The sequence below is a fragment of the Halomonas eurihalina genome (genome assembly GCF_008274785.1).
Taxonomy (GTDB): Bacteria; Pseudomonadota; Gammaproteobacteria; order Pseudomonadales; family Halomonadaceae; genus Halomonas; species Halomonas eurihalina.
In genome coordinates this window covers 1-260 of sequence record NZ_VTPU01000055.1, presented here as the reverse complement: position 1 = coordinate 260, position 260 = coordinate 1, and the positions used below count along the sequence as shown (strand labels likewise).

Sequence of the window (260 nt, the reverse complement as noted above, 5' to 3'; positions counted from 1 at the left end):
TACGCTTGGCTTCTTCCTCGGCCTTACGCTTGGCTTCTTCCTCGGCCTTACGCTTGGCTTCTTCCTCGGCCTTACGCCTGGCTTCCTCTTCGGCCTTACGCTTGGCTTCTTCCTCGGCCTTACGCCTGGCTTCCTCTTCGGCTTTACGCTTGGCTTCCTCTTCGGCCTGGCGCTTGGCTTCTTCCTCGGCCTTACGCTTGGCTTCTTCCTCGGCCTTACGCTTGGCTTCTTCCTCGGCCTTACGCTTGGCTTCTTCCTCG

Annotated in this window: 1 protein-coding gene; it reads right to left on the bottom strand. The window is 59.2% G+C overall.

Features of this window, described 5'->3' with window-relative positions:
* Window positions 1-260 (bottom strand): hypothetical protein (locus FZZ93_RS18240; protein WP_187774574.1); only part of this gene is annotated, 260 nt, incomplete at both ends.